Consider the following 17,222-nt stretch of genomic DNA (forward strand, 5'->3'; position numbering starts at 1 on the left):
GTCGAGGTTTTCGGGGGTACGGGTGGACAAGTTGCCCAACCCGATCGACGCGTTGGACGCGCGGCTGATCGGCCTGCTGGCGGCGGAACCGCGGATCGGCGTGCTGGAGTGCTCCCGCCGCCTGCACGTCGCCCGCGGCACGGTGCAGGCGCGCCTGGACCGGCTGACGGAGCGCGGTGTGATCAGGGGCTACGGCCCGGAGATCGACCCGGCGGCGCTGGGCTACGGGGTGACCGCGTTCGTGACGCTGGAGATCAGGCAGCGCTTCGGCCACGACCCGGTCGCCGCCCACCTGGCCGAGATCCCGGAGGTCCTGGAGGCGCACACGATCACCGGCTCGGGCGACCTGATGTGCCGGATCGTGGCCCGCTCGAACACCGATCTGCAGCGGGTGATCGACCGGGTGATGGGGTTCGACGGGATCGAACGCTCATCGACGATCATCGCCCTCGCCGAGCAGATCCCGCACCGGACTCTGCCGTTGGTCGCCGCCGCCGCACGATCCGCCTAACTGAGGGCGGTAGCGCGGTTGAAACCCAAGACGGTGCTGGGGTCTTCGCTATTTCACCTAGGTTTAATTCATGTAGTACCGTTAGGGCGTGACGGAGCGCGTGACACAGCCGACGCTCGACGTTCTGGAGGCGCTTCTCGGCGCCGAGGGCTTTGAGCTGCACGGGTGGGCGATCATCAAGGGCACGGGTCGCGCCGGGCCGACCGTGTACAAGATCCTGGAGCGACTGAGTGGCGCGGGTCTGCTCGCCGGGCGGTGGGAGGAGCTCGGCCCGGACGACAACCGGCCGCGCCGCCGCTTCTACCAGCTCACCCCGACCGGCATCGCGCACGCCCGCCAGCTGCTCGCCGAGCGCCGCCCGAAGACCGCCGCACGCTGGAGCCCCCGGCCCGGCGGGGAGGCTCACGCGTGAACTGGTGGGAGCTGACGGTCGGCGCCCTCGTCGGGCTGCTGCTCGCCGAATGGCTGGAGGTCTGCCCATGGCTGGCCGCCCGGATCATCCCGCCGGCAGTGCACCTGTGGACCGCCGACGAGGCACAGCGGGAGGTGTACGCCGAGGAGTGGCAGGCCCTGATCGACGAACGGCCGGGCAAGTTGCTCAAGCTGGTCAGCGCCCTTGTCCTGCTCGGCGGCGGCGTCCTTCGAGCCGGCGGGTCCGGGCTTCGCCGGGGTTTCGCGGTGATCGGCCGGGTCGTGTGGAGCGATCGAACCGAAACGATCCTGGCGCGCTTCTTCGTCACCTGCGCGGTCGCGTCCGTGTGCACCTCGATTTTCAAACTTGCCAGCGGTATCGCGCACGACCCTGGCGACCAGGCGGTCGAGGTGGGCCAGATGATTTTCGCGGGAAGCATGGCCAGCACCTTGATCCGGCAGTTCCTGCGACGCCGTAGGGAGTCACCGAACGAACCACCCCGATGAGCCCGACGAAGAGGTCGCCGCCGGCGCGCACGGGACAGCGACGCTGATCATTGATCGTTTAGGCTCACGCCGTGACCGACGCGCAGGAGCTCACGGCCCCGGATGCCCCGCCTCGCCGCCCCACTCGCTGGCTGGGTGTGACGAGTGCGGTGTTCGCCCTGGCCATCGTCGTTGGCGGAACAGATCTGGTGGCTGGGGTGTCGGCGCTGAGCTGGCGGTACGTTGTGATCCTCGCTCTGATGCTGGCGTTTCTGTCATTCGCGTCGCTGGGTGCCGGCATCGTCCCCCTCAACTTCAATCACCTGGCGATTGCGGTTTTCGGTGTCGTCATGCTGAGCGTCGCGCTCGCCGTCTCATGGTCGGCATCGGGGGTATCAGAGCATCGTTTTCCCGGTCGTGTGGAGGTCAAGACCAGCAACGAGTCGGTATGCGGCGACATCACGTCCATGGATCACGACTTCGTCGCAATCACCGTGCGGAAAGCCTCAACCGGCCTTGACGGCAGGCCAGCGATAGCCCCCGTACGGATACTCATACCGATCTCCGCCATCGAATCCATCTCCAGCGCGGACTACTGTTGACGCCCACTCGCACAGACGGCAACTCCTTCAGGGGCGCCCATAGGACGCCCCTGACCTTGAGCAACGCGGACGGCTAGCGGCGGCCGACGGTGAGGACCGGCTTCGTCACCTCGGCGAAGAAGTCGTTGCCCTTGTCGTCCACGACGATGAAGGCCGGGAAGTCGACCACGTCGATCTTCCAGACCGCCTCCATGCCGAGCTCCGGGTACTCGATGACCTCGACGTGCTTGATGCAGTCCTGGGCCAGCCGGGCCGCCGGGCCGCCGATCGAGCCGAGGTAGAACCCGCCGTAGCTGTTGCACGCCTCGGTGACCTGCTTCGACCGGTTGCCCTTCGCGAGCATCACCAGCGAACCGCCCGCGGCCTGGAACTTCGCGACGTACGCGTCCATCCGGCCGGCGGTCGTCGGGCCGAACGAGCCGGACGCGTACCCGGCGGGCGTCTTCGCCGGGCCCGCGTAATAGACCGCGTGATCCCGCAGGTACGCCGGCATCGGCTCGCCCGCGTCCAGCCGCTCGGCGATCTTTGCGTGCGCGATGTCGCGGGCCACCACCAGCGGCCCGGTCAGCGAGAGCCGCGTCTTCACCGGCAGCGCGGACAGCTGCGCCCGGATCTCCGACATCGGGCGGTTGAGGTCGACGGCGACCACGTCGTCGTCGAGGTGCTCGTCGGTCACGTCGGGCAGGAACCGGGCCGGGTCCCGCTCCAGCTGCTCCAGCCAGACCCCCGACTCGGTGATCTTCCCGACCGCCTGGCGGTCCGCGGAGCACGAGACGGCGATCGCCACCGGGCACGACGCGCCGTGGCGGGGGAGGCGCACGACCCGGACGTCGTGGCAGAAGTACCGGCCGCCGAACTGCGCGCCGATCCCGAACTCGCGGGTCAGCTGCAGCACCTCGGCCTCCAGCTCGACGTCGCGGAACCCGTGGCCGGTGGGCGAGCCCGACGTCGGCAGGGTGTCGAGGTACTTCGCGGACGCCAGCTTCGCCGTCTTCAGCGCGTGCTCGCCGGAGGTGCCGCCGATGACGACCGCCAGGTGGTAGGGCGGGCAGGCGGCGGTGCCGATCAGGCGAAGCTTCTCCTCCAGGAACTGCATCATCCGGGTGGGATTGAGCAGGGCCTTCGTCTCCTGGTACAGGTAGCTCTTGTTGGCCGAGCCACCGCCCTTGGCCATGAAGAGGAACTTGTAGGCGTCGTCGCCTTCCGCGTACAGCTCGATCTGTGCGGGCAGGTTGGACCCGGTGTTCTTCTCGTCCCACATGGTCAGCGGGGCCAGCTGCGAGTAGCGCAGGTTGAGGCGGGTGTACGCGTCGAACACGCCCCGCGCGATCGCGGCCTCGTCGTTCCCGTCGGTGAGGACGAACCGGCCGCGCTTGCCCATGACGATCGCCGTGCCGGTGTCCTGGCACATGGGCAGGACACCGCCGGCCGCGATGTTGGCGTTGCGGAGCAGGTCGAGGGCGACGAACCGGTCATTCGGCGAGGCCAGCGGGTCGTCGATGATGGCGCGGAGCTGGGCGAGGTGCGCGGGGCGCAGGAAGTGCGCGATGTCGTGCATCGCCTCGTCGGTGAGGAGCGTCAGCGCCTCGGGGCTGACGGTGAGGAACCGCCCGTCGCGGCCGATCCCGTCGCTGGTGACCAGCCGGTATTCGGTGGTGTCGGGTCCGAGCGGCAGCAGCGGCGAGAACGCGAACTCTGGCATGCCCCCGACTGTAGTTACTGGATTCCGGCCAGCCTGAGCAGGGCGGCGGTGAGTGCGGCGGCGACCACGACCACGACGAACGGCAGCTTCCGCCAGGCGAGCACGGCGCCGACGGCAACCCCGGCCGGCCGGGCGATCCCGACGAACTCGGTGCCGTTGAGCAGCGCCGCGGTGCCGATGAGCGCCGCCAGCAGCGCAACCGCCGCCAGGGTCAGGTAGCGGCCGACCGCCGGCGAGACGGTGATCCGGCTGCGCAGGACGGGCCCGGCGAACCGCAGCGCGTAGGTGCCGACGCCGAGCACGATGATCGCGATCCAGCTCATTTCGACCTCTTCCGCGACGGCACGGGCAGCGCGAACGCCAGTCCCAGCAGCGCGAGGAGCACCGGCAGCCCGGCGGGCAGGAACGGCGTCGCGACCAGTGCGACGGCCGCACCGGCGATCGCCACCCGTACCGACACCTTGTCCTTCAATGACGGCAGGGTCAGCGCGAGCAGGGCGGCCGGGAACGCCGCGTCGATGCCGTAGCGGTCGGGGTCGCCCAGCGCGCTGCCGGCGATCGCGCCGAGGGTCGAGGAGATGTTCCAGGTGATGTACAGGGCGGCGCCGGTGAGCCAGTACGCGCGGCGGCGCCGGGCCGGGTCGTCCTGCGCGAGGGCGAACGCGACGGACTCGTCGGTCAGGATGTGGCTGCCGACGATCCGGCGCCAGCGGGACTCGCCCAGGGTCTCGTTGCCGACCGCCAGGCCGAACGGCAGGTGCCTGGCGTTGAGCAGCAGGCCGGCCAGGATGATCGCGAGGGCCGTCCCGCCCGCGGAGACCAGGCCGACGGCGAGGAACTGGGCGCCACCGGCGTACACGAACGCGGACATGACCACGATCTGGCTGAGCGGCAGGCCGGCGGCGGTGGCGATCGCGCCGAACGACAGGCCGACCACCACCGCGGCGGCACACAGGGCCCCGACGTCGCGGACCAGGGGGTCCTTCGCCAGAGCCGTTCGGGACATCGAACGCATAGTTCGTTATGCTGGACGTGCTGGGGGTCGTTCGTCAAGCCGAATGTTTCGTTCGATACGCCGGACTCTCGTCGGGAGGCTTCATTGGGTGCGCCGCTGGAGTTCATCGCCGCCGCACTGCGCCGCGAGCGGGACCGCGAGAAGCTGTCCCTGAGCGAGGTCGCGAAGCGGGCCGGCATCGCCAAGTCGACCCTCCACCAGCTGGAGTCGGGCGCCGGCAACCCCAACATCGAGACCCTGTGGGCCCTGGCCGTGGCGCTCAACGTGCCGTTCAGCCGCCTGGTGGAGCCGCCCGCGCCGACCGCCCCGCGGGTGATCCGCGCCGGTGAGGGCCCGTCGATCCAGGCCGAGCAGGCCGACTTCGGCGGCACGCTCCTCGCCACCTGCCCACCCGGCGCCAAGCGCGACCTGTACGTGATGCGGGTCGGCATGGGCGGCCCCCGCAAGGCCGACGCGCACCTGCCCGGCACCGTCGAGCACGTGGTCCTGATGAGCGGCCGCCTGCGGGTCGGCCCCGCCGACGCGACCGTCGACCTGGAGGTCCACGACTACTGCTCGTTCCCCGGCGACGTCCCGCACCTCTACGAGGCCCTGACCCCCGGCACGTCCTTCACCCTCGTGATGGAGCACCGCTAAGGCCTAGGTGTAGGGGAGAAACCCGATCGTGCGGCCACGGGAGATCATCAGCCCGTCGGGCCCGATGCCAAGCACATCGGACGTCGTCTTGGCGTCCAGGATCTGGTTCCCGCTGTCCGGCTTGTACGCCTTGAGTGTCCCCGCGCCCGGATCGCTGACCAGCACCGCATAGCGGGTGACCGCCACGTCCGCCTTCGCGGTGATCTCCTTGTTCCACGCGGTCTTGCCCGTGGTCAGGTTGATCACCTGCAGCGTCTTCTTGTCCGATCCGCGGATCAGGCCGTACTGGCTGTCGGCCGCGACGAGCGTGTCCCCGGGCCCGCCGACGAACAGCTCCCGCCCGTCCCGCGGCGACAGGAACACCTCCCGGTTGTCCCCCCGCGTCGCCGCGATCACTGTGTCCGTGCCGGATGGGTCCCGCCGCTGCTCACAGCCGGCGCCGGAGGAGGTGCGCAGGTCGTACCCGTCCTTCTTCCAGACCACCTTGCCCGTGGCGGCATCCCGCGCCTCGAGGCTGTAGCGGCAGTTGCCGTCCTTCGGCGACGCGGTCGAGACCAGCACCCGCCCTCCGACGACCACGATCCGACTGCTCGTCGTCGGTTCTTCGGTACGCAGCCGCTTCCCCGTGATCGTGTCGACCACCTGTACCCGCTGATCGATGGGGAACCCGAGCATCGCCGGCACCGACCCGGGCATCGCCTCGACCGCGTCGTCGAACGTGCCGGACAGCAGCCGCGTGCCGAGCAGATCGTTGTTGGCGCCGGCGAGCACCCTGCCGATCCCGGGCAGCTGCAGCTTCCAGATCTGCGCGCCGTCCTTGGGTGCGTGGGCCGTCAACGTGCAGTCCGACAGCCCGCCGCAGGCCAGCGCCAGCACCGTGTCCCGGTACGTCCACGCCCCGATCGCGTCCGGGTCCTTCCACTTCGCCGTCCCGGCGGCGGGGTCGACCGCTTCCAGACCCTTCCCGCGCCGCCCGACGATCACGACCAGATTCGACCCGTCCCCGGCGGCCGCGGCCCAGTCGGCTTCCTTGGTCCACAGCTCGGTCCCGCTGCGCAGCCCGCGCGCCTCGATCGTCCCGCGCATCTGCACGACGACCGCGTCCCCGGCGATCACGGCCGCCGACGGCTGCCCACCGACCCGGTCCGACCACAGCGTCTCGGGCTCGGACAGCTTCCCGCTGCTGGACGCCACCTTCTCCCACCAGTCGGTGAAGTCCCCGGAGACCTTGGGCAGCGGGTTCCAGCCGGTGACGAGAATCGCCGTGATGATGAGCGCCAGCACACCGATCGCGCCGAGCGCCGTCTCGAAGTTGCGGACCGCTCCCCTAGCCACCCGCCCACCGTAGCGGCGCGGGATAATACTGCGTGGGATCGCCCGATACGCCCGTGTCGCGGATATTTCACCCGCCCGGGCCCCACACCTCACCCTCCGGCGGCCGGGTCCGGGGTATCCGGCTCGGCGGTGCCGTACATTCGCCGTCCAATGAGGGACACGCAAGGTGGCAGACGGAGCGTCAGATGAGCCCAAAGACTGAGCGCATCGAAGTGCGAGCAGACGAGACGAGCAAGTCGCGCATCTCCGAGGCGGCCGAACTGCTTGGTGAACCCATGTCGTCGTTCGTCGTGCGGTCAGCGCTCGCGGAAGCAGAGAAGGTGCTGGCCCGGGCGCACCGGACGATCGTGGCGGCGGAGCAGTTCGACCTGCTCATCGCATCGCTCGACGAGCCGGACGAAGCGCCGGCACTCCCCGAGATCGCGAACAGGCCCAGACGCTTCAGGCGGGCGTGAGGCGTCCGCCCACCCCACGACGATGGTCTCGCTTCGCGAAGCCATCAGAACGGCCCTCGGCCGCGATCCGTTAGCTACCGACTGACCCGGCAAAGGCCTGACTCAGGCGGCGTCTCGTCCCCGGGTCGAGTCGAGCGTCTCCGCGATCCGCTGCACCGCGGCGCTCAGGTAGCGCAGCTCGGTGACCGGGTCCGGGGTGGTGTTGTCGACGATCGCGGCCTCGACCCAGCGCCGGATGAGCGCCGACGGCGTGGTGCCCTGCTGCTCGGCGAGGCGTCTCACGGCGGCATCGACGTCATGCGGCAGCCGGATCGGCCGCACGACAGTGACTGGCGCACCGGCGGGCGGCAGTTGGGCCAGGATCTCCGCGGCTTCGCCAGGGTCGTCGACGGGCTGCAACTCGACGTGGCCGGTGGCGATCTCAACCCCGAGCCGTTCGGCGGCAGCAGCCTGTTGCAGGTCGAAGGTGTCACTCATGGTCTTGCTCCCACTGCTCGAGTTGAACCGTCTCGGCGGGCGTCATGGGTCGTGCTGCGACGATCTGGGCATCGAGTCCGCCGATGAGGCGGATGGTGACGATGACCGGCCGACCGCCGTTGGTGCGTGTCCAGATGGCGATGAAGGCGTTGCCGCGCTGGTCTCGCATCGGGCGGGGCCAGCGGTGCGGGTTGTCGAGTGCCTGGAGGACTTCGTATTCCTCGACGCTGCGGAGAATTGCGATGAGGCCTGGCAGCCACTCATAACCCACAGTGCCAGTGTATACATCCCGTATACGGGCGGCGAGACCCGGCGGGCCGTCCTGGGTGGGCGGCCCGCCGGTGGTGCCGGACGTCAGTGGAGCGGGCGGCCGAGCTGCACGGTGACCAGGGTGGTCTTGATGCCGCTGTCGACCAGGCGGCCGTTGGCGTCGAAGGCGGCCGGGCCGTCCGACATGCCGAAGTCGTTGTCGTTGATCAGGGCGATCGTCCACGGGTTGACGACCGCGACCCCCTCGATCTTCTTCTGCGTGCCGGGGACCGTGTTCAGGTCCAGGACCAGCACCTTCGGGACGGTGGTCACCGACGACGCGTCCTGCTCCAGGGAGGGGGAGGTGGTCGGGTCGTCGTAGCGGCCGCCGAGGAGGTTGGTGGCCTTGCGCAGGTCGGCGAGGTACAGGCGGGCGGCCTGGTCGGTGCGTTCCTGGACGAGGACGGTGTTCGGGCCGATGCCGACGATCGAGGAGATCTTCAGTTCGGCCGGGTTGGTCTGGCCGGGGTCGACGACGGAGACGGGGGCGAACTGGTAGGCGTACTCGGCGGTGACCTTGCCGGTGCGGGGGTTGAAGCGCAGCAGGCGGCTGGTGAGTGAGGCCTCGCCGGCGGCCTTGGTTGGCACGAGGAGCGGGCTCTGCAGGCCGATGACCAGGTCGCCGCCGGGCAGGAGGCCGAGGCCCTCGAAGCCGCGGTTGACCTTGCGGGAGGCGTAGATGGCGGGGAAGGCCTCGATGACCGGGTAGTCGGCGCCGGTCAGGTTGAGGCCGCGCGGGGTGTACCGGGCGAGCACCCGGCCGCGGGAGGAGACGTGGACCAGGGAGGGGCCGTACTCGTCGACGAGCCAGAAGGTCCCGTCGGCGGCGCGGACGATGCCCTCGGTGTCCAGGCCGTTGGGGTTGATCTGGAGCGGGGTCGAGGCGTTGTACGTGTAGGGCTGCTCGTCGTGCGGCAGCTGGTTCGGCAGGCCGGTGACGGGCTTGCCGGAGGAAGTGGTCAGCGGGATGGTCTGCTCGACCTTGAGCACGCCGCGGGTGGCGCGGACCTTCACGATCGTCGGGTTGAAGTCGGGCGTGGGGAACGTCCGGCGCTTCTCGGTGCCGATGGTGATCAGGCCGTTGGGGCCGCGGTCGGTGATCGTCCAGTACTCACCGGGGCGGCCGGTCGGGAAGATGTCGCTGCCGATGCCGCCGAGGTTGACGCCGCGGTCGTCGGCGACGCCGAGCCGGCTCAGCGGGATCGACGGGAGGGTCGAAGTCGACGTCACTCTGCCGGAGAGGCCGCCGGAAGCGGCGGAAGCGGCGGCCGGGCTGGCGGCAATCGCGGCGACGGCGGTAAGGGCCAGGACGGGAACTGCGCGGAGCAGGTTAGCCATACCGCCGGACGTTCGGCGAGGCGGCCGAACGATGCATGGCCGCAGCGTGTTCCGTACCCAAAATTTGGGGGTCGCACACGTCGTTGGGCGCGACCCCTAAATAGTTGAATTCGTCCGCATGGCCGAAATATCCCCGTTCGTCCAGAGCAATGCAGGAGTAGGGCTTGAGTAGCCCTTGGGGTGGGTTCTGAGTAGATCCCCTGCAAGACCTGGACGCATTCCGGCATGCGCATGTCGTCCCACGAAAAAGACTCCACGGCGCTGCTCTTTCGCCGCTCTCATTTGACTACCATCGAGCCATACCGCGTGCAGCTTCGAGGGGAGGCAGGCGCCGCACAGAGGGTGGTTATGCGCAATTCGACCAGGTTCTCGATCTTGGGACCGGTGCAGATCCGCACACCGGTTACCGAAATCACGGTTGCCGCGCCCCGTGAACGCATCCTCCTCGCTCTGCTGCTCCTGCGCGAGGGCCAGCTGGTGCCGTTCCAACAGGTCATCTCGGCGCTGTGGGACACCAACCCGCCGACGACCGCCCGGGCCCAGGTGCACAGCTGCGTCTCCCGGCTCCGTCAGCTGCTCCGCCGGGTCGGCCTGCCCGAGGAGCTCGTGATCACCGAGCCGTCCGGGTACCGCATCAAGGTCAGCCCCGACGAGCTCGACGCCGCGCTGTTCGCCACCCGGATCGAGCGGGGTCGGGCCGCGGCCGCCGACGGTGACCTGCCCGCCGCCCGCGACGAGCTGCGGGCCGCGCTCGCGCTGTGGCGGGGCCGGCCCCTCGCGGACGTCGACTCCGACGCGGTCCGTGCCTCCGCGGCGCACCTCGAGGAGCAGTGGACCGCCGCGATGTCGCTGTGCCTCGACCTGGAGCTGCGGCTCGGCGCGGCCGAGGAGATCCTGGCCGAGGTCGCCGACCTGGTCGAGCGGTATCCGCACCACGAGCAGTTCCGGGGTCATCTGATGACCGCCCTCGCCCGCACCGGCCGGCGCGCCGACGCCCTCGCCGTGTTCCGCCGCGGCCGGGCCATGCTGGCCGAGGAGCTCGGCATCGAACCCGGCGCCGAGCTGGTCGAGCTGCACCGGCGGATCCTCAACGGCGACGTGACGCTGCTGCTCACCTCGGTCGAGCCGCGGGACGAGCCGCGCCGCGCCGCCCGCTGCCTGCCCCGCGACGTCGCCGACTTCGCCGGCCGGGCCGACGCGTTCGCCCGGATCGTCGCCGCGCTCAGCGACGAGCGGCACGCCGTGCTCGCCATCGACGGGATGGCCGGCACCGGCAAGACCACCCTCGCCGTGCGGGCCGCGCACGCGGTCTCGGCGCGGTTCCCCGACGGGCAGCTCTACCTGGACCTCCGTGGACACAGCGACCGCGCGCCGCTCGATCCCGGCGAGGCGCTGGGTGCGTTGTTGCGGCAGTTGGGGGTACCCCCTGAGGGCGTGCCGGCCGTATCGGAGGACCGGGCCGTGCTGTGGCGGACCGAGCTGGCCGACCGGCGGGTGTTCGTGCTGCTCGACAACGCCCTCGACTCGGCGCAGGTGCTGCCGCTGCTGCCCGGCACCGCACACACCGGCGTCATCATCACCAGCCGGCGCCGGCTCGGCGGGCTCGACGGTGTCCAGCCCGTGTCGCTGGGCGTGCTGCCCCTCGAAGAGGGCATCGAGCTGCTGGAACGCACCGTCGGCGGCCGCGCCCTCGCCGACCGGGCGTGCACGACCGAGGTCGTCGAACTCTGCGGCCGGCTGCCCCTGGCGGTGCGGCTGGCCGGGGCCCGGCTGCAGCACCGGCCCAGCTGGACCGTCGCGGACCTGGCCCGCCGGCTGCGCGGGGCCGACCGGCGGTTGCCGGAGCTCGCGGTCGACGGCCGTACCCTGGCGGCTGCGTTCGCACTGTCCTACCAGCAGCTACCCGTGCACCTGCAACGGTTCTTCGGGTTTCTCGGCCTGCACCCGGCCGGCGACTTCGAGCCGGCGGCGGCCGCCGCGATGGCGGAACTGCCGGTCACCGAGGCGGAGGACCTGCTCGAGGAACTCGTCGACGTGCACCTGGTCGAGGCGCCCGCGGCCGGCCGGTACCGGCTGCACGACCTGCTGCGCGATTACGCGGCGCAGCTCGCGGCCGGTGGCGACGCGGCGGTCGACCGGCTCCTCGACCACTACCTGCACAGTGTCGCGAGCGCGAACACGTTCCTGGAGCTCGCCGACACGCGGGCGGTGCTGCGGCTGGACGTGCCGCCGCCGACCGCGCGCGAGTTCAGCGACGTCGCGGAGGCCAGGCGCTGGCTGGAGCGCGAACTCACCAACGTGCTCGGCGCAGCCCGGCTCGCCTCCGACCTCGGCCGGCACCGGCAGATCTGCCTGATGACCCGGGCGGTGTCGCCGTTCCTGTTCGGGTTCGGCTATGGCGAGGCGCAACTGGACCTGTACGAACGCGCGATCGCCGCGGCCCGCACGCTGCCGAGCCCGGAGCTGGAGGCGGAGTCCCGCAACTACCTCGCGGCCGTGTACTTCCGGATGGGCCGCATGGCGGAGGCCCTGTCGACGCTGCGGCTGGTCGCCACGATCGCTGAACGCGAAGGCATCCCGCGCCTCGTCGGCACCGCCCTCACCAACAGCGCGATGCTGCACAGCAGGCTCGGCCGGTACGCCGAAGCGATCGCCGCCGCCGAGGCCGCCGCCGCGCTGGAGATGGACGAGGCCCCGGCCAGTCTGCAGTTCAAAATCAACAGCACCATCGGCCAGGTGCACACCCAGGCCGGCAACTATCAACAGGCGCTCGCCGCGAACCGCCGCGCCCTCGCCGTCGCCCGGCGCATGGGCGGCCTGCGCGCGTTCGGGATCATGCTCGGCGAGATCGGCCTGGTCCACCTGCACCTGGGGCACCTCACGGTCGCCATCGCCATGCTGCGCCGCGCCCTGGTGCTCAAGCAGCATTCGGTCAATCAGTACGGATCGGCCGAAACGCTCAGCAAACTCGGCACCGCACACCGGCTGCAGGGCAGGCTCGCCGACGCGGTGGCCTGCCAGCGGGCCGCCCGTTCGCTGATGGAACAGGTCGCCGACGTGTCCGGCCAGTGCCTCGCCGCCAACGACCTCGCGATCACGCTCCGGGCGCTCGGCCTGGACGAGGAGGCGCGCCGGCTCAACGAGGAGGCCCTGGCCAAGACGATCCGGATCGGCGACCGGTACGAGCAGGCCCGCGCCCTGGCCGGACTGGGGCGCTTCGACCAGGCGGTCACGCTCTTCGAGGAACTCGGCGCGTGTGATCTGAGCGCGCTGACTCGTTGAGGACCGGCTCCGCGGGGCAAGCTTCCAGGTATGGAATTTCGCGTGGAGCACGACACGATGGGCGAGGTCCAGGTCCCGGCCGATGCGCTGTGGCGGGCGCAGACACAGCGGGCGGTTGCGAACTTCCCGATCTCCGGCGGGCGCCTGGAGTCCGCGCACATCAAGGCCCTGGCGCAGATCAAGAGCGCGGCGGCCACGGTGAACGGGTCGCTGGGCGTGCTGCCTCTCGACGTGGCCGCGGCGATTTCGGCTGCCGCGGACGACGTGGCTTCCGGGGTGCATGACGAGCATTTCCCGATCGACGTGTTCCAGACGGGGTCGGGCACGTCGTCGAACATGAACGCGAACGAGGTCATCGCTTCCCTCGCCGCTCGGCTGCTGGGCAAACCGGTGCACCCGAACGACCACGTGAATGCGTCGCAGTCCTCCAACGACGTGTTCCCGACGTCGATTCATATCGCCGCGGCGGCGGCGCTTTCCTTTGAGCTTTTGCCGGCGCTTTCCACGCTTGCTGCCGCCCTTTCGGACAAGTCGGATTCGTTCGCTTCCGTGGTGAAGGCCGGCCGCACGCACCTCATGGATGCGACGCCGGTGACGCTGGGGCAGGAGTTCTCCGGGTACGCGGCGCAGGTCCGCTACGGCATCGACCGGGTCTCGTCCGTGCTGCCCCGGGTCTGCGAGCTGCCGCTCGGCGGGACCGCGGTCGGCACCGGCATCAACACGCCGCCGTCGTTCTCCTCGTCGGTGATCGTCGCCCTGGCGGCCTCGACGGGCCTGCCGTTGACGGAGGCGCGCAACCACTTCGAGGCCCAGGGCGCCCGCGACGCCCTCGTGGAGGCGTCCGGGCAGCTCCGGACGATCGCGGTCGGCCTGTACAAGATCGCCAACGACATCCGGTGGATGGGCTCGGGTCCGCGAGCCGGATTGCGCGAACTGCGGCTGCCGGATCTCCAGCCCGGCTCGTCGATCATGCCGGGGAAGGTCAACCCGGTCGTGCCCGAGGCGGTGCGCCAGGTCGTCGCACAGGTCATCGGCAACGATGCGGCGGTCGCCTTCGCCGGCTCGCAGGGCGACTTCGAGCTCAACGTGATGCTGCCGGTGATCGCCCGCAACCTCCTCGAGTCGATCCGCCTGCTGGCCAACGTCTCCCGTCTGTTCGCCGCCCGGTGCGTGGACGGATTGGAGGCGAACGAGGAGGTGCTGCACTCGTACGCCGCCGGCTCCCCGTCGATCGTCACCCCGCTGAACAAGTACCTCGGCTATGACGAGGCCGCCGCGGTCGCCAAGGAGGCTCTGGCCACGGGTCACACGATCCGCGTGGTCGTCGTCTCCCGTGGCCACCTCGACAAGGGCACGTTGACCGAGAAGCAGCTCGACGAGGCCCTCGATCTCCTCTCCATGACCCACCCCTGACCGCGCGGACATCGCTCGTAGGCTGCATCGCATGGTGAGCCTCACCGTTGCGGTGCAGCGGTCCGACAATCCGGTCGGGCGGTGGATGCGGACCACGTTTCCGCACCTGACCCCGTTGCAGCAGACCGTCCGGGACGCCGTCGACGACATCGTGGTCACGCCGCCGGAGGCGGTTGCCCTCGGTACCCAGGGCGCAGCGATCGACTACTGGCTGCGGATGCTGGTCGGCGAGCGGGTGTCCCTGGAGCTGCCGGCGAAGGGGCTGTGGGGTCCTCCGAGCGGGTTCAACGCGGCGGGGCGGGCGCTGCTCGCTGAGCTCTGCCCACGCCGGCCGACGATCTTCGAGCCGGCGTTGCATGCGGGGCGGCCGGACGAGTGGTGGGCGAGGACCTGCTATGCGCTGGCGTTGCTGGTGGAGCGGTACCGCAGTCCGCTGGTCACCGGGTCGCGGCTGTTCACGTTGCCGCCGGGGAGTGGGGCGGCGGAGCTGCTGGCGCTCGCCAACGACGACGAGGTGGCGGACCTGATCGCGATGCGCGACCTTGCCCGGACGCGGTTGCTGCCACGGCTGGCGGCCGGCGAGGTGCACACCGGGCCGACGTTCGACGGGCCCCTCGCGGCCGACGGTGACCTGGTCGTGGCGGGGCTGCTCATCGACGTCAAGGCCGGCCGCGGCGGGAAGCCACGGCTGGACGGGTCGCGGTCGCCGACGCTCGCCGCCACCGACGTGTACCAACTGCTCGGCTACGCCCTCCTGGACTTCTCCGACCGGTACGCCCTGCAGTCGGTCGGCATCTACGCGGCGCGGTTCGGGTACCTCGCGCAGTGGCCGTTGCCATCGTTCATCCGGCAGGCGACGGGCCGGACCGACGTCGGCCTGCTCACCCTGCGACAGCAGTTCGGCGACCTGCTCACCGCCGGGCTCACCGCTGGCCTCACCACTGGGCCCACCGGCGGGCTCACCGCCGGGTGATCAGGCGGCGGGGGGTTCCGCTGCGGGCGGACAGGCATCAGGATGCAGCGATGGGGACCAGTTGGCGGATCGTGCTCGGAGCGCTCAGTGGGGTGGTAGCCGCCGTGATCTGGGCGGTGAGCCTGGCGATTTACCAGCCGTACATGCAGCCCGAGGGGTTCTGGACCGACCCGGCGACCGGTGATCAGTACCCGGAGATCGGCAGCAACAACACGTACTGGCCGCGCGACATCCGCCAGCTCGCGATCCTGCTCGCCTTCGTCGGTGTGGTCCTCATCTGCCGGGCGAACGTCCGCGGCATCCCGGCCGCCGCGGTCGGGACCGCCGCGTGGATCGGGGTCGACCTGGTGCTGGACCGGTTCGACGTGAGCGGCGGCACGACGGCCGTCCAGCTGGTGATCGGTGGTGTGGCCGGGTTCGCGGTGATCGCGGTTGCAGCCCGGTTCGTTTCGACCGGCGAGCCCGGGTCAGGGTTCACCGGGCATCTTTTAGCCACCGTCGCGGCCGTGTGCGCCGCGACCACGGTGCTGATCACGACGCCGTGGGAGGAGCCGGTCACCAACGCGGAGCAGGTCCAGGTCGAGAACGCCCTCTCGCTGCTCAAGGTCGGCCTGGTGCTCATGTTCGCGGCCGTCGCGCTGGCGCTGCTGCCGCTCGGCCGGGTCCTGTGGATGGCGCCGTTCGTCGCGCTTGCCGCCCTCGCGGCGTGGCCCGCCACCGCCACGTACGGCCTGCTGGGCATGCTCGGCCTGCTGTTCCTGCCGGCCGGTGCGGCCACCGCGGTCGCCGCCGCCCGGGGTGTGTCGCCGCTGCGGCTGCTCGGGGTGCTGGTCGCCTGCGCCGTCGCGTTGATCCCGGGGTACGTGTTGCTGTACATCCTCGGCTCAACCATCGGCGGCGCCATGACCTCCGTGGCCGACAACCCGCCGATCAACTCCGCCGACACGGACCTGTCGCTGTCGTTCGCGGCGCTGATGCTCGGGTTGCTGTTCGCGGCGATCAGTCACCTGCTGACCCGGCCGGCTGTCGAGGCAGCCGCCCCCGTCGCGGTCGCCCAGCCCGAATGAGCGACCTCTCCATCCGCCTGCGCCCGGTGCTCGAGGCCGACCTGGACATGTTCCGCCGCTTCGGCTCGGAGCCCGGGCTCATCGGCCTCGACTGGGCCGGGTTCCGCGACGCTCACGGCCCGGCGCGGCAGTTCGCCCACGACGGCTACCTCGGCGCCGACTACGGGCGGCTCATGGTCGAGGTCGAGCCGGACGGGGTCGCCGCCGGGTTCGTGAGCTACATCGCCGGCAAGTACGGCGGTCCCGTCGGCTACTGGGAGATCGGCATCGCCCTCCTCCCGCAATGGCGCGGCCGCGGCCTTGGCTGGCGGGCCCAGGCGATGCTGTGCGACCACCTGTTCGCCCATTCACCGGTGCAGCGCATCCAGGCCGGCACCCACCCGGAGAACATCGCCGAGCAGAAATCCCTGGAGAAGGCCGGCTTCCTGTTCGAGGGCATCGTCCGGGCCTGCGAGTTCCGCGCCGGCCAGTGGCGCGACGGCTACCTGTACAGCCGCCTCCGCACCGACCCACCCCCGCCGTTGTGAGCGCGGGTCAGCTCAGCGCCTTGGCGACCGTGGTCGCGGCGGCGGTCACGTGGGTCGGGACGGATGCCGGGTCCAGGGCGGTCAGGGCGACCACGCCCACGCTCGCCTCCAGCCCCTCGACGCCCGCGACGGCGGCGGCCACCCCGTACGCGCCGGCCTGCAGTTCGCCCACCGTCGACACCACGGCGTAGTCGCCGCGGCGGCCCGCCAGGATCGCCTTGCCCGCGGCGCCCAGGTCCAGTGGATGGCGGGAGCCGGTCCGGTACGCGACGTGGAACTGTGTCCAGCTCGGCTCCACCACCGCCAGGGCGTACGCCTCGCCGCCATCAGCGATCGTCAGGTGCGCCGTCGCGCCCACCGTCTCCGCGAGCCGTCGCAACGCCGGCAACGCAGCGTCGGCCACCAACGGCTGCGCCCGGCGCGCGAGTTGCAGCACCCCCGCACCCAAGCGGAGGCGGCCGGATCGGTCGCGCCGGACCATGCCGTGCTCGGACAGGGTTGCGACCAGTCGGTACACCACCGCCCGGCCGACGCCCAGCAGCGCGGCTGCCTCGGTCATGGTCAGGCCGCCAGGGGTCTCTGCGACCACGTGCAGCAGGCGCAGGCCCCGATCGAGGGTTTGGGCGGTCTCGGTAGCCACGGCAACCAGGTTATGCGGATGTGAGCTTGGAGCGGTGCGACCG

At 70.7% G+C, this 17,222-nt stretch carries 19 protein-coding genes; 11 read left to right on the plus strand and 8 right to left on the minus strand.

Features of this window, described 5'->3' with window-relative positions; translation table 11 throughout:
• Positions 1-22 precede the first annotated feature (22 nt).
• The 4 genes from ACFPIJ_RS23575 to ACFPIJ_RS23590 all read left to right on the plus strand — a co-directional run bounded on the left by ACFPIJ_RS23575 (position 23) and on the right by ACFPIJ_RS23590 (position 2,010).
• A complete protein-coding gene (locus ACFPIJ_RS23575; RefSeq protein WP_380117338.1) occupies positions 23-511 on the plus strand; it encodes an Lrp/AsnC family transcriptional regulator in 489 nt (162 codons plus the stop codon).
• Between the two features lie 88 nt (positions 512-599).
• Positions 600-923, plus strand: a complete 324-nt coding sequence (locus ACFPIJ_RS23580) for a PadR family transcriptional regulator (protein ID WP_380117339.1) — start codon at positions 600-602, stop codon at positions 921-923.
• Positions 920-1,429 carry a hypothetical protein gene (locus ACFPIJ_RS23585; protein ID WP_380117340.1) on the plus strand — a complete coding sequence of 170 codons (510 nt, stop codon included), beginning with the start codon at positions 920-922 and terminating at the stop codon, positions 1,427-1,429. Before ACFPIJ_RS23580 ends, ACFPIJ_RS23585 begins: the two co-directional genes overlap by 4 nt.
• A 71-nt stretch (positions 1,430-1,500) precedes the next feature.
• Complete coding sequence (locus tag ACFPIJ_RS23590; RefSeq protein ID WP_380117341.1) at positions 1,501-2,010, plus strand: hypothetical protein; 510 nt, start codon at positions 1,501-1,503, stop codon at positions 2,008-2,010.
• Positions 2,011-2,083: 73 nt separating this feature from the next.
• On the opposite strand, the gene ACFPIJ_RS23595 is transcribed toward ACFPIJ_RS23590, so the two are convergent.
• From ACFPIJ_RS23595 to ACFPIJ_RS23605, 3 genes are read right to left on the minus strand one after another with little or no spacing between them, the layout of a single operon-like run.
• Positions 2,084-3,712, minus strand: coding sequence for a fumarate hydratase (locus ACFPIJ_RS23595; protein WP_380117342.1), 1,629 nt, complete (start codon positions 3,710-3,712; stop codon positions 2,084-2,086).
• 14 nt (positions 3,713-3,726) lie between these two features.
• Positions 3,727-4,035 carry an AzlD domain-containing protein gene (locus ACFPIJ_RS23600; RefSeq protein WP_380117343.1) on the minus strand — a complete coding sequence of 103 codons (309 nt, stop codon included), beginning with the start codon at positions 4,033-4,035 and terminating at the stop codon, positions 3,727-3,729.
• Positions 4,032-4,718 carry an AzlC family ABC transporter permease gene (locus tag ACFPIJ_RS23605; RefSeq protein WP_380117344.1) on the minus strand — a complete coding sequence of 229 codons (687 nt, stop codon included), beginning with the start codon at positions 4,716-4,718 and terminating at the stop codon, positions 4,032-4,034. The genes ACFPIJ_RS23600 and ACFPIJ_RS23605 overlap by 4 nt, the downstream gene beginning before the upstream one ends.
• A 93-nt stretch (positions 4,719-4,811) precedes the next feature.
• On the opposite strand from ACFPIJ_RS23605, the gene ACFPIJ_RS23610 reads away from it, so the two are divergent.
• The gene (locus tag ACFPIJ_RS23610) at positions 4,812-5,363 is read left to right on the plus strand and encodes a helix-turn-helix domain-containing protein (protein WP_380117345.1); all 552 of its coding nucleotides are present in this window, start codon (positions 4,812-4,814) and stop codon (positions 5,361-5,363) included.
• Positions 5,364-5,366: 3 nt separating this feature from the next.
• On the opposite strand, the gene ACFPIJ_RS23615 is transcribed toward ACFPIJ_RS23610, so the two are convergent.
• Positions 5,367-6,698 carry an outer membrane protein assembly factor BamB family protein gene (locus ACFPIJ_RS23615; RefSeq protein WP_380117346.1) on the minus strand — a complete coding sequence of 444 codons (1,332 nt, stop codon included), beginning with the start codon at positions 6,696-6,698 and terminating at the stop codon, positions 5,367-5,369.
• A 185-nt stretch (positions 6,699-6,883) separates the two neighbouring features.
• Between ACFPIJ_RS23615 and ACFPIJ_RS23620 the strand changes: the two genes are divergently transcribed.
• The gene (locus ACFPIJ_RS23620; RefSeq protein WP_380117347.1) at positions 6,884-7,153 is read left to right on the plus strand and encodes a type II toxin-antitoxin system TacA family antitoxin; all 270 of its coding nucleotides are present in this window, start codon (positions 6,884-6,886) and stop codon (positions 7,151-7,153) included.
• Between the two features lie 102 nt (positions 7,154-7,255).
• Here ACFPIJ_RS23620 and ACFPIJ_RS23625 read toward each other — a convergent pair whose 3' ends face one another.
• The 3 genes from ACFPIJ_RS23625 to ACFPIJ_RS23635 all read right to left on the minus strand — a co-directional run bounded on the left by ACFPIJ_RS23625 (position 7,256) and on the right by ACFPIJ_RS23635 (position 9,277).
• On the minus strand, positions 7,256-7,630 hold the full coding sequence (locus ACFPIJ_RS23625) for a hypothetical protein (RefSeq protein ID WP_380117348.1): 375 nt from the start codon (positions 7,628-7,630) through the stop codon (positions 7,256-7,258).
• On the minus strand, positions 7,623-7,901 hold the full coding sequence (locus ACFPIJ_RS23630) for a hypothetical protein (protein ID WP_380117349.1): 279 nt from the start codon (positions 7,899-7,901) through the stop codon (positions 7,623-7,625). Before ACFPIJ_RS23630 ends, ACFPIJ_RS23625 begins: the two co-directional genes overlap by 8 nt.
• 83 nt (positions 7,902-7,984) lie before the next feature.
• Positions 7,985-9,277 carry an esterase-like activity of phytase family protein gene (locus ACFPIJ_RS23635; RefSeq protein WP_380117350.1) on the minus strand — a complete coding sequence of 431 codons (1,293 nt, stop codon included), beginning with the start codon at positions 9,275-9,277 and terminating at the stop codon, positions 7,985-7,987.
• A gap of 384 nt (positions 9,278-9,661) precedes the next feature.
• Between ACFPIJ_RS23635 and ACFPIJ_RS23640 the strand changes: the two genes are divergently transcribed.
• From ACFPIJ_RS23640 to ACFPIJ_RS23660, 5 genes are read left to right on the plus strand one after another with little or no spacing between them, the layout of a single operon-like run.
• Complete coding sequence (locus ACFPIJ_RS23640; protein ID WP_380117351.1) at positions 9,662-12,559, plus strand: AfsR/SARP family transcriptional regulator; 2,898 nt, start codon at positions 9,662-9,664, stop codon at positions 12,557-12,559.
• A gap of 30 nt (positions 12,560-12,589) precedes the next feature.
• Positions 12,590-13,972 (plus strand): class II fumarate hydratase, encoded by a 1,383-nt coding sequence (locus ACFPIJ_RS23645; protein ID WP_380117352.1) that lies wholly within the window; start codon positions 12,590-12,592, stop codon positions 13,970-13,972.
• Positions 13,973-14,003: 31 nt separating this feature from the next.
• On the plus strand, positions 14,004-14,945 hold the full coding sequence (locus ACFPIJ_RS23650) for a hypothetical protein (protein WP_380117353.1): 942 nt from the start codon (positions 14,004-14,006) through the stop codon (positions 14,943-14,945).
• A gap of 50 nt (positions 14,946-14,995) precedes the next feature.
• Positions 14,996-16,012, plus strand: coding sequence for a hypothetical protein (locus tag ACFPIJ_RS23655; protein WP_380117354.1), 1,017 nt, complete (start codon positions 14,996-14,998; stop codon positions 16,010-16,012).
• Positions 16,009-16,539, plus strand: a complete 531-nt coding sequence (locus ACFPIJ_RS23660; protein ID WP_380117355.1) for a GNAT family N-acetyltransferase — start codon at positions 16,009-16,011, stop codon at positions 16,537-16,539. The genes ACFPIJ_RS23655 and ACFPIJ_RS23660 overlap by 4 nt, the downstream gene beginning before the upstream one ends.
• 7 nt (positions 16,540-16,546) lie before the next feature.
• Here ACFPIJ_RS23660 and ACFPIJ_RS23665 read toward each other — a convergent pair whose 3' ends face one another.
• Positions 16,547-17,179: an IclR family transcriptional regulator gene (locus ACFPIJ_RS23665; protein ID WP_380117356.1), complete on the minus strand. Its 633-nt coding sequence runs from the start codon at positions 17,177-17,179 to the stop codon at positions 16,547-16,549.
• Positions 17,180-17,222 lie beyond the last annotated feature (43 nt).

This window comes from Dactylosporangium cerinum (assembly GCF_042653625.1).
Taxonomy (GTDB): Bacteria; Actinomycetota; Actinomycetes; order Mycobacteriales; family Micromonosporaceae; genus Dactylosporangium; species Dactylosporangium cerinum.

What these genes read in the sequence shown, in the direction of transcription:
- ACFPIJ_RS23650 (WP_380117353.1), top strand. Translation starts at nt 14,004, where the DNA reads ATGGTGAGCCTCACCGTTGCGGTGCAGCGGTCCGACAATCCGGTCGGG.
- ACFPIJ_RS23620 (WP_380117347.1), top strand. Translation starts at nt 6,884, where the DNA reads ATGAGCCCAAAGACTGAGCGCATCGAAGTGCGAGCAGACGAGACGAGC.
- ACFPIJ_RS23635 (WP_380117350.1), bottom strand. Translation starts at nt 9,277, where the DNA reads ATGGCTAACCTGCTCCGCGCAGTTCCCGTCCTGGCCCTTACCGCCGTC.
- ACFPIJ_RS23655 (WP_380117354.1), top strand. Translation starts at nt 14,996, where the DNA reads ATGGGGACCAGTTGGCGGATCGTGCTCGGAGCGCTCAGTGGGGTGGTA.
- ACFPIJ_RS23605 (WP_380117344.1), bottom strand. Translation starts at nt 4,718, where the DNA reads ATGTCCCGAACGGCTCTGGCGAAGGACCCCCTGGTCCGCGACGTCGGG.
- ACFPIJ_RS23600 (WP_380117343.1), bottom strand. Translation starts at nt 4,035, where the DNA reads ATGAGCTGGATCGCGATCATCGTGCTCGGCGTCGGCACCTACGCGCTG.
- ACFPIJ_RS23660 (WP_380117355.1), top strand. Translation starts at nt 16,009, where the DNA reads ATGAGCGACCTCTCCATCCGCCTGCGCCCGGTGCTCGAGGCCGACCTG.
- ACFPIJ_RS23625 (WP_380117348.1), bottom strand. Translation starts at nt 7,630, where the DNA reads ATGAGTGACACCTTCGACCTGCAACAGGCTGCTGCCGCCGAACGGCTC.
- ACFPIJ_RS23595 (WP_380117342.1), bottom strand. Translation starts at nt 3,712, where the DNA reads ATGCCAGAGTTCGCGTTCTCGCCGCTGCTGCCGCTCGGACCCGACACC.
- ACFPIJ_RS23645 (WP_380117352.1), top strand. Translation starts at nt 12,590, where the DNA reads ATGGAATTTCGCGTGGAGCACGACACGATGGGCGAGGTCCAGGTCCCG.